At 43.2% G+C, this 8475-nt stretch carries 8 protein-coding genes and 2 pseudogenes; 5 read left to right on the forward strand and 5 right to left on the reverse strand.

What is annotated here, in order from left to right:
* Positions 1 to 617 (reverse strand): annotated as a pseudogene (locus tag B4H32_RS09980) (amino acid permease); the annotation flags it as partial.
* Between the two features lie 370 nt (positions 618 to 987).
* Between B4H32_RS09980 and prpF the strand changes: the two are divergent.
* From prpF to B4H32_RS09995, 3 genes are all read left to right on the forward strand, one after another.
* On the forward strand, positions 988 to 2175 hold the full coding sequence (gene prpF, locus B4H32_RS09985; protein ID WP_004681566.1) for a 2-methylaconitate cis-trans isomerase PrpF: 1188 nt from the start codon (positions 988 to 990) through the stop codon (positions 2173 to 2175).
* Between the two features lie 162 nt (positions 2176 to 2337).
* Positions 2338 to 3249 (forward strand): polyprenyl synthetase family protein, encoded by a 912-nt coding sequence (locus tag B4H32_RS09990; RefSeq protein ID WP_004764028.1) that lies wholly within the window; start codon positions 2338 to 2340, stop codon positions 3247 to 3249.
* A gap of 19 nt (positions 3250 to 3268) precedes the next feature.
* A complete protein-coding gene (locus B4H32_RS09995) occupies positions 3269 to 3556 on the forward strand; it encodes a DUF3817 domain-containing protein (protein ID WP_286802716.1) in 288 nt (95 codons plus the stop codon).
* An 84-nt stretch (positions 3557 to 3640) separates the two neighbouring features.
* Here the strand turns inward: B4H32_RS09995 and B4H32_RS10000 are convergent, their stop codons facing one another.
* The 4 genes and pseudogenes from B4H32_RS10000 to B4H32_RS10015 form a co-directional block, all read right to left on the reverse strand.
* Positions 3641 to 4492 carry an SPFH domain-containing protein gene (locus tag B4H32_RS10000; RefSeq protein ID WP_004755975.1) on the reverse strand — a complete coding sequence of 284 codons (852 nt, stop codon included), beginning with the start codon at positions 4490 to 4492 and terminating at the stop codon, positions 3641 to 3643.
* A gap of 16 nt (positions 4493 to 4508) precedes the next feature.
* Positions 4509 to 4976, reverse strand: a complete 468-nt coding sequence (locus tag B4H32_RS10005) for an NfeD family protein (protein WP_286802718.1) — start codon at positions 4974 to 4976, stop codon at positions 4509 to 4511.
* 181 nt (positions 4977 to 5157) lie between these two features.
* The gene (locus B4H32_RS10010) at positions 5158 to 6075 is read right to left on the reverse strand and encodes a patatin-like phospholipase family protein (protein ID WP_286802720.1); all 918 of its coding nucleotides are present in this window, start codon (positions 6073 to 6075) and stop codon (positions 5158 to 5160) included.
* Positions 6076 to 6176: 101 nt separating this feature from the next.
* Positions 6177 to 6361: pseudogene (locus B4H32_RS10015) on the reverse strand (hypothetical protein); the annotation flags it as partial.
* A 242-nt stretch (positions 6362 to 6603) separates the two neighbouring features.
* Here B4H32_RS10015 and B4H32_RS10020 point away from each other — a divergent pair.
* Together B4H32_RS10020 and B4H32_RS10025 are read left to right on the forward strand one after the other, a co-directional pair.
* A complete protein-coding gene (locus B4H32_RS10020; protein WP_286802722.1) occupies positions 6604 to 7851 on the forward strand; it encodes an MFS transporter in 1248 nt (415 codons plus the stop codon).
* A 347-nt stretch (positions 7852 to 8198) separates the two neighbouring features.
* Positions 8199 to 8475, forward strand: a 277-nt coding sequence (locus B4H32_RS10025) for a porin (protein WP_286802724.1), incomplete at its 3' end; no start/stop codon positions are given.

The raw sequence follows: 8475 nt of genomic DNA on the forward strand, positions 1-8475 counted from the left end.
GGAACGCCAGCATATAGAACAGGCCATCGAAGCCATTTGGGAAAAATCCACCATGCGCCCAGAGGTTGCTAAATGAGGCGGTTGAATTGGCATCTGCGGTAAAGAGCAGGAACAGGCCAAACAGGATCATGGCAACCACGGCCGTGACCTTGATAATGGCAAGCCAGAATTCTGACTCACCATAAAACTTTACATTGGTCAGGTTAATGGCAGTAATGACGACAAAGAAGAACAGCACCGACTGCCAGGCGGCAATATGAGGCCACCAGTAATTGATATATTTGGCGACCGCCGTCAGCTCACTCATGGCAACAAGGATATACAATACCCAATAGTTCCAGCCTGACAGGAAACCTGGAAACTTACCCCAATACTGATACGAAATGGCTAAATGAACCTGCAACAGGCTCTTCAACAATCATTTCACCAAGTTGACGCATGATTAAAAAGGCAATCAAGCCGCCAATCGCATAACCCAAAATAATGGATGGTCCAGCAGACTGGATCACCTGTGCAGAACCTAAAAATAAGCCCGTACCAATTGCTCCACCCATCGCAATGAGCTGGATATGGCGGTTTTTTAGTCCACGCTGAAGTTGAGAAGAATCGTTGTTCAAAGGACTGAGCTCGACGATGAATAAGTGGATTATTCTAATAGATTGCAGGATTTTCGCCTAGTAAAAGTACAGGCAGGCTATGACTGTAAAGTGGTTTTTAAAAGTTATTTAAAATCCTATATTTGAATGAGTGGTAAAATAAATATTGATTTATATTTGTACGCTTGAAAGGCAACTTTGTTTTCTAACCATGTTTGTTGGCTTTCGTGCTATTGTTAAATCATGCTGATATACCCAATATAAACAACATATTTTGCTAACGATAATTTGCCTAAAAAACCATTGGTCGTATGGCATTTTTGACTGCTGTGCAGTAACGTTGAACACAAAACCTAGCTGCACCAAAACATGATAAAAGGATGAAATTGACATGAGCTCAGTACCGCAAATCAAAGTCCCAGCAACCTATATGCGTGGTGGTACAAGTAAGGGGGTGTTTTTCAAGCTGGATGATTTGCCTGAAGCGGCACAGGTGGCAGGAAAGGCACGTGATCAACTTCTTCTTCGTGTGATTGGCAGTCCAGACCCTTATGGCAAGCAAATTGATGGCATGGGTGGTGCAACTTCAAGTACCAGCAAAACCGTGATTTTGGCAAAAAGTGCACAACCAGAACATGATGTCGATTATTTATTTGGACAGGTTTCGATTGACCAGCCATTTGTGGACTGGAGTGGTAACTGTGGCAACCTCACCGCAGCAGTCGGTTCATTTGCCATTTCCAATGGTTTGGTTGATGCAGAACGTATTCCTGAAAATGGTATTTGTACGGTACGCATCTGGCAGAAAAATATACAAAAAACCATTATTGCGCATGTGCCAGTAACCAATGGTCAGGTACAGGAAACAGGTGACTTTGAACTGGATGGCGTGACCTTTCCAGCAGCGGAAGTGCAGATTGAATTTTTAGACCCTGCCGATGATGGTGAAGAGGGTGGTGATATGTTCCCTACAGGCAATGTGGTGGATCAGCTTGAAGTACCTGAGATTGGTACATTTCAGGCCACCTTTATCAATGCGGGTATTCCAACCATTTTCCTGAATGCGGAAGATATTGGCTATCAGGGTACAGAATTGCAGGATCATATCAATGGTGATAACGCTGCTTTGGCACGTTTTGAAAAAATCCGTGCCTATGGCGCGCTACAAATGCGCTTAATAAAAGATATTTCTGAAGCGGCTGCCCGTCAGCATACGCCTAAAATTGCCTTTGTTTCTCAGCCGAAAGCCTATACCTCTTCAAGTGGTAAAACCGTTGAAGCGGCTGATGTTGATTTATTGGTGCGTGCCTTGTCGATGGGTAAGCTGCACCACGCTATGATGGGCACAGCCGCAGTTGCAATTGGTACGGCAGCAGCCATTCCAGGAACGTTGGTGAATCTGGCAGCAGGCGGTGGTGAGCGTGAAGCGGTTCGTTTTGGTCATCCATCAGGGACATTGCGTGTTGGCGCTCAAGCTGAGTTGATTGATGGCAAATGGGCCGTGAAAAAAGCCATTATGAGCCGTAGCGCACGTGTGTTAATGGAAGGTTGGGTGCGTGTACCAGGTGATACGTTCTAAATTATCCCAGTAAATCTCTTGATAGAGTCTCCTTTTGGAGGCTTTATTATTTTGAATAAGTTAAAAATACAAACACAATTTCCTGAGATAAATAATGGTATGATGTCGCCATTCTGACAGGTCCTGTCTTTATCCTTATCATTCAAGCTTCCAGAGGCAATTGTGTCATCTATTTCTCAAGTTAATGCGGATGTTTTACAACAAGCTCAACAACGTATTCAACAGGATTTATTGACAGCATTGGCTGCATTCTCCATTCCAGAACCGTTAAAGGCCGCTGTGCATCATGCCGTGATGCTAGGGGGAAAGCGTGTTCGTCCTGCATTGTGTTATGCGGCTGCCTCATTGCAACCCAACCCTTATTTTGCGGCCGCCCGCCGTGCGGCCGTTGCGGTTGAGTTGATCCACTGCTACTCATTGGCACATGATGACTTACCCTGTATGGATAATGATTTGCTGCGTCGTGGGCAGCCAACTTGCCATGTTGCATTTGGTGAGAACACTGCCTTGTTGGCAGGTGACATCTTGCAATCCATGGCATTTGAAATTCTGGGAAGCCGTTTGTTTGATGAACAGGGGCAGGGAACTGATGCTACAATTGTACTGAAGCAAATGCAGATTTTAGCCACCGCCAGTTCAAAAATGGTCTGTGGTCAGGTACTGGATTTACAGGCTGAAGGCAAACAGGTCGATCAGGCTGAACTGGAAAATATTCACCGTAATAAAACAGGTGCCTTGATTCAGGCCGCGATTATGATGGGTGCAGTGACAATTTTTGCAGGTACGGATCAGGCGATTCCAAAGTTGCGCCAGTTTGGGCAAAGCATTGGTTTGGCTTTTCAGGTTCAGGATGACATTCTGGATATTACCGCCAGCACTGAAACGTTGGGTAAAACTGCGGGTAAGGATGAGCAGGTACAAAAATCGACTTATCCAGCCTTAATGGGTTTGGAAAAAGCTCAGGCCTATGCGCAAACCCTACATGATCAGGCATTTGAAGCATTGGGCTATTTTGGTGATGGCGCCAGAGAGCTGGTGGCAATTGCACAGTTTTTACTGGCACGAAAAAGCTAATGACAGGAACAGCATCATAATGAATATTAAAACTTTACGTTTCGTGGGTACGCTTGAGGGAATCAGTTTCCTGTTATTGCTTGGTGTTGCGATGCCGATTAAATATATTTGGGATAATCCTGTTTTTGTCAAATACATTGGTATGGGACATGGAGTACTGTTCTTGTTGTTTTTAGCGGTCTTGCTGGTTGTTTGTCACCGTATGAAATGGTCACTGAGTATTTTTAACATGGGTTTGATTGCTTCGATCCTACCTTTTGGCCCTTTTATTTTTGATCGTAAAATTAAGAAATTAGCTGAGCAATAAATATCAACTACACAGGTTAATTGGAATTTGCTCAATAAAAAAACGCACCATCTTTAGGAATAGTGCGTTTTTTATAACTAAAAATTAATGCTTACCCATAATTCCACGAATGCTATTTAATACATCGGCAGGGAGTACCACAGTTTTCGCATTGTTTGATTTGGATAAATCCTGCATGGCTTTCACATATTGTTCACCCAATAGATAAGCAACAGGAATTTCTTTATCTCCCACAGCACTGGTGACCATTTCAATGGCACGTTGTGAGGCTTCGGCAAGTACCACTTGCGCTTCTGCATCACGACGGGAGGCTTCCAGACGACCTTCTGCACTTAAAATAGCTGCCTGTTTTTCACCATCTGCTTTGGTTACAGCAGCACGACGTTGACGCTCTGCTGCCGCTTGTTCTTCCATTGCAGCCTGCATGGTGTGAGATGGCTGGATATCCTGAATCTCAACGGTTTTGAGCGTGATTCCCCAGTCTGAAATATCATCAGAAATCGCGGCTTTTAATTTCGCTTTGATATGGTCACGGGAAGACAACGCATCGTCCAAGTCCATTTCACCCACGATGGAACGCAGTGAGGTTTGAACAAGGTTTTGAATTGCCCATGTATAGTTTTCAATACCATATACCGCTTTTTCAGGTGTGGTGAGGTTGATGTATGCAACCGCATTCATCACCAAAACCGCATTGTCGCGTGTAATCACTTCCTGCGATGGAATATCCAGTACAATATCTTTGGTGGTGATTTTATACGCCACTTCATCAACATACGGAATGACAAAATTCAGGCCAGGACTCAACGTGGTATGATATTTACCTAAACGTTGCACAATCCATTTATAACCCTGAGGAACAATACGAACCCCTTTAAAAATGGTTATGCCAATAAAGACCAAAAGAGCTAAAACAATAATCGCTCCAGCAGACATATCAAAACCCTCTTTGTTATGAAATATGACTACTATGTGGTTGGACCACTAAATCATTACCTAGAATATCAATGACCCGAACACGGTCACCGACCTGAACGGCCGTTGTAGTTCGGCAGTTCCATTCATCGGAACCCAGTACAGGCATGGGGAAACGTACCACAATTTGATCATGCTCAAGTCCAGTGCGGATAACCATGCCCACTTGTCCAATCGTGGCTTCCCGAGGTAATCCTGCCTTGGTTTTATCAGTCGAGAGTGGCTTGATAAACTTGAACCAGAGTATTGTGCATAAAATAGATAAAATGCCCCAGGTCACCACTTGGGTGGTAAAGCCCATCATTGGGAAAAGCCACAGTAAAATACACACCATGACTGCTGCTATGCCAAACCATAATGCGGCAAAAGCAGGCAAAATCAACTCTGAAAGAATCAGTAAAATCCCTAATACAAACCAGTGCCAAGGCTCAACTACAAACTCCATAGATTTGCTCGCATCATTAAACTGAGTGGAGGTGAAAAAATATTCACTTTCCCCACTCTAGCAGATGATTATCTTTATGAATATAAAAAGATTGTTTTTTAGGATGTAGTACAAAAGCAAAGGCAAAAGCTTACTTATAGAGCAAGCTTTTGAACTGTAAACCGCCTGTTAAGGTTATTTGCTAGAATTTAGCCCGAGGCGCTGGCTGTAATGCAGCAGGGGACTTCTTAAAATCAGTAATGGCTTTTTGAATGGCAACGATTTTAGCCTGAGCCGCTCTTTCACCCTCTAAAATCGCTTCATTACTTGACTTCAGGTCAAGCACACCGAGATGACCAACTTTAGGTTGAATCACGACATTTGCCTGATTCAGTTCCTCATTGATACTCTGCTGTCCCATAATGTTAATGGTCTGATCGAGCAAACCCCACATACTCAATGGTTTGTCACCCGTCGGGCGGGCTGAAATATCCACCGCAATCACAATATCAGCACCCATATCCTTTGCTGTTTTGACTGGAATTGGACTGACCAGACCGCCATCGACATATTTGGTATTGCCAATCACAGTGGGTACAAAAACGTTCGGAATACTACAGGATGCACGTACTGCCTGACCTGCATTGCCCTTAATAAATTCAGCCTTTTTACCATTATCCAAACGGGTGGCAACCGCAGCAAAACGTTTTGGAAACTGTTCAATTGGTTTATTGCCCACCTGAGCATTGACGTAGTTCTGTAATTTTTGCCCTGCAATAAAGCCCTGACTATTGAGAGTTAAATCACGCAGATCAGACTCTTGCAGCTTTAGGGCAAGGTTTTGCATTTGATAAGGTGTTTGACCACTGGCATAGATACTACCGACAAAACTGCCTGCACTGGTACCTGTCACGATTTTGGCCTTGATCCCATGAGATTCCAGCACCTTGATCACGCCAATATGGGCAAAACCTTTTGCACCACCGCCACCCAATGCCAGACCAATCACAGGTTCACGGGCCTTGATTGCTGTTGTGGGAGGTGTTTTTTTTGCAGTCTGATCACAACCAAATAAAGCCAGGCTAAGGAATGCCAGGCAAGACAGTCGAGCAATGTTCATATTAAATGCAGATAAAGTGTACAAAAAGATGGGCACATCAGAGCAGATTTGCCCTTAATTTTCTAGTTTTTTTTCACAAGTTTTTGTAAGGTTTCAGCCAGCTAGTGTGGATTCTTTGGTGAGAAATGGCCCTCATAACATTTCATAATTTTTCAAGGTCTTGCTGGTAGTGTCCTGTCGTGGTGAATGCGCCCAGACTATAGATGGTCTTGTGCTCATAATCGAAAGAAAATATCACAATCGGTACACCAGCGGCATGGGCAATATGATAAAAGCCACTTTTCATCCCTGACCAATGAAAAGTTTTCTGCACAATGCACGACTATACGCTCTGCCACGTTGCGGAACTAAGGGCGGTAAACCTGGAAAACCCTGTGGCATAAGCAAAGATAGATCAAGAACAACTCTTATCATGTTAAATCCTCATGACAGTGCCCGCATTGGCAAAAAATAAGATTTTATTGCCATGATACTGAAAGGATTAGATACTTTGGGTTTCGCCATAGCTTGCCAAGGGAAACTGAAAAAGTGCCTAATCTCAGACAGATTTACATTTTATTGTTTTCCCTATATTGGGCGCAGGGACTTCCCGTTGGCTTTATGACCCATGCCTTGCCCGTGATTTTAAGGGCGCAGGGGGTATCTCTGGCACATATTGGTGGCTTTGGGTTGTTGATGCTGCCGTGGTCAATCAAGATTTTTTGGGCGGCCTATGTGGATCGTTATGCCTTGTCACGTTTGGGGCATTATCGTAGCTGGATTGTCCCCACTCAATTATGTAGTGTGTTTATTCTGGTCATTTTGTCTTTTTTTCCCATTCAGTCTCTGGACCAACCCAGCTATTTGATCATTTTTTTTGTGCTATTGCTGCTCATGAACCTTACGGGAGCAACTCAGGATATTGCCACAGATGGTCTTGCTGTGAACCTGCTTAAAAGTGATCAGCAACATTGGGGCAATACCTTTCAGGTGATCGGTTCCCGTCTGGGCTTTATTGTCGGTGGTGGAGCGGTACTCTGGGGGCTGGACTGGCTACATTGGCAGGCAACATTTCTTGTGTTGGCGGTACTGGTTTTCCTGAACACATTACCTGTTTTATTTTATCGGGAACCGCTTCATTCAAGGCCAAGCGTTGATGATCCACAGGTTGCTCCCTCATTCATACAGGCCATCAGGAATTACCTGAATTATTTTAGCTCATCCAAAGCGCTTAAAAGCTGGTTAATGGTCTTGATCAGCTTCAAGGTCGCGGATGGTTTGGCAGGGCCATTATTAAAGCCGCTTATGGTGGATATGGGATTGAGTTTCACCCAAATTGGCGTGTTTATCACCATGTTTGGTGCCATCGCTGCGCTGATCGGGGCAGCTTGTGCAGGTGTGCTGCTGAAGTATTTTTCTCGGGCACAGTGTCTGATCATATTTTCCCTGTTGAAAATCCTGAGTCTGGTCGCTTATGCCTTTGTTGCATATGCATATGACCAGCAGGTTCAGGTTGCACCGTTATGGCTATATGCCGTGAACGCATTTGAAGATGCCTGTTCCGCGATGCTGTTGGTGGTGATGTTGACCTTGGTGATGCAATATAGCCGTAAGCAATTTGCTGGAACAGACTTTACCTTTCAGGTGTCAGTCATGGCGACAGTGAGTGGTTTGCTGTATCTGATCAGTGGAATCGTAGGGGATGTACTCGGATATTACCGTTATTTAGCCATGATTTGTGGGGTTGCCATTTTCTGTTTATGGCCGATATTCCTTTGGAAAAATAATGCAAGATGAAAATATAGTTTTATTACAATTTTTTCTAAAATGGCCTACGATTGAAATAGGTTTTATGTGCTGAAGTCATGTTTTATATGGAAAACTGAAGTAATTTATAAAAAATAGTTGTTTTATGAATAAAGGTGTTTTTATTGAAATAGAAAATAAATTTATTTTCTTAAATGATTGATAGTTAAAATAATAATCTGGATGATGAGATAAGAAAAATCGAGTTAAAAGGTACTGAAAAAGTGTCTAAAAATTAAACTTTAGTCGAAAATGGAATAAATTAATAAGATTTTAATCGTTTTGTCATATAAAGTTAATGTGTAGGATTTGTTACAAATTTAGCTAGGACGTACACAATGAAAATCAAAATTGTAACAGCAGCAGTGTTTGGTTTACTTGCAACCACAACATTTGCAGCACCGACCATTTACGGTGAAATTGATGCCAGTGTTGACTATCTACCAGAAAAAAATGCAACCAAGGCCAACAAGGATGTTTGGGAAATTAGTTCAAACAGTTCATTTATTGGTGTTAAGGGTGATGAAAAACTTACAGACCGTTTAAGTGCCGTTTATGCTATTGAATGGGGCTTCAGCGCAGATGGTGACAGCACAGACTGGTCACAGCGTAACC

It is taken from the genome of Acinetobacter sp. UBA2063 (assembly GCF_002333245.1).
Lineage (GTDB): Bacteria > Pseudomonadota > Gammaproteobacteria > Pseudomonadales > Moraxellaceae > Acinetobacter > Acinetobacter parvus.